At 58.9% G+C, this 1,882-nt stretch carries 2 protein-coding genes; both read right to left on the minus strand.

What is annotated here, in order from left to right:
* On the minus strand, positions 1 to 458 hold a 458-nt coding region (locus GGQ85_RS20650; protein WP_309776079.1), incomplete at its 3' end, for a putative inorganic carbon transporter subunit DabA.
* Between the two features lie 554 nt (positions 459 to 1,012).
* Positions 1,013 to 1,882, minus strand: an 870-nt coding sequence (locus GGQ85_RS20655; RefSeq protein ID WP_309776080.1) for a molybdopterin dinucleotide binding domain-containing protein, incomplete at its 5' end; no start/stop codon positions are given.

Consider the following 1,882-nt stretch of genomic DNA (forward strand, 5'->3'; position numbering starts at 1 on the left):
TGCTCAAGATCCGGCAACAGCGCCGCAACGTCGACAGCCTCCGCGGAAGACGGACGGCCGTGCATCGCGGCGTGGACGTCCTTCGCCCGCACGCCCCGTACCACCACTTCGCGGTCATGCGGCAACTGCATCAGCGCCTGCAGCCAGCGAGACCAGTCGATGCCTGGCACCGAGGGCAGATCCTGCGACCGTCGCCCGATTTCCTCGGTGAGGGTGTCCTGCCGAACTTTGCCCTCGCGCTGCCACTGCTGGTAGTTGCTGCGCGGCAGGAACATGCGCGCATGAAACAGCTCCGCACCACGGCGCACCGCCTGCTCGAATGGCATGCTCTCGAGCCCCCGCAGCGGATTGCGGCTGATAAAATTACGAATCGGCCAGAAAAACGGCAGCTGCTCACCCGCCACATAGGCGGTCGAGCGCACCCGCAGACGCCGGCCGAGGTTCAATGCATCCACCATGACCACCCTCCGATCGAAGCCAGCACTGCAGCAGCGGCGCTAGCAAACGCTAGCGCCCGCAAACACCATCGGACGAAAAGACTCATTGGTCGACAGACACGCCTCGCCAAATCCGGGCGATTGACTTGACATTAAAGCGGCTAAAAAGGTTAGCGTGGCTGGCCGAAGCAACTAGCCGTCCCATCTAAATGAAGTGACACATCTAACACGCGTGCTGACAGGAACCGACCGAGCAAGTCTTCGCCAAGCTTACGACCATGCTGTACAAGGGCGGCGAGCTCCATCGTATAGGACGGCACTCTCCTGAACGTCTTTAGTTGATCGACTGCGCAACTACATCGCGAGGGTCGAATACGCTTCAGTATGACGCAACGACAGCCAGGTCCCCTCTCTCGTTGAGGCCATCAACCGCCTTTCCAAAGCCGAGGGGGATCATCGATGCTGCTAAGCCATAGGAGAATCGGCCCTGGCAGCGTGACTCACACCAAACGGCTTTAGCAATTCCCGGGTAGTTCAAATGGGCTGCAAGCTCATAGTCTGCGTCGCGATATCACCTACCATTCCAGCTTCTCCATCTTACGCACGACGACATGCGTGTCGCGCGTGAAGATGCCGGTCGGTCCCCAGTAATTCCATCCATAGGTGAACTGGGCATAGCCACCGGCCAGGAACAACGGGTTGATACGAATACGCGTCAGACTGTTGTGTCCGCCACCGCGCCACTTCCGCTCCTGGGACTTCGGAATGTACACCGTGCGTTCAACCGCGTGGTAATACATACAGGTGCCAGGCTGGATTCGACGACTGACATTGGCGCGTGTCACGACCACACCGTTGTCGTTGTAGACCTCGACCCAGTCGTTATCCTCGATACCGACCTTCTCTGCATCCCTATCATTGATCCACACCGGGTCCATGCCGCGAGACAGCATCAACATGCGGTGATTGTCTTTGTAGGTGGAGTGAATGTTCCACTTGCCGTGCGGCGTGATGTAGTTCAGCACCAGCGAGCGATCATCAACCCGGCTCTTCACAATATCGCCGGTCTTCCGCGGATTGAGCCGCGGCTTGTAGGTCGGTATATGCTCACCAAAGTCGAGGTACCACTGATGGTCGAGATACAGAGATTGCCGACCAGTTAGCGTACGCCAAGGCACCAAGCGCTCGACATTCATACACCAGGCGGAATACGCACGACCGTCGTTGACCAGGCCCGTCCAGCAGGGACTCGTCAGGATACGCCGCGGCTGCCGCGTCAGATCGAAGAACGTCGACGAGACACTCCGCGTAGGCTCCGCCAAGTCTGCAAGCGGCAGTCCGACATGTTGTTCCTCGTTGACGAAGCCCTGGTAGCTGACCTCACCGTTCGATACCGGCGCGCACAGCAACACCGTGTTGGATGCGTCAAGCACATCTTCCAGACT

The organism is Nitrobacter vulgaris (genome assembly GCF_031453995.1).
Lineage (GTDB): Bacteria > Pseudomonadota > Alphaproteobacteria > Rhizobiales > Xanthobacteraceae > Nitrobacter > Nitrobacter vulgaris.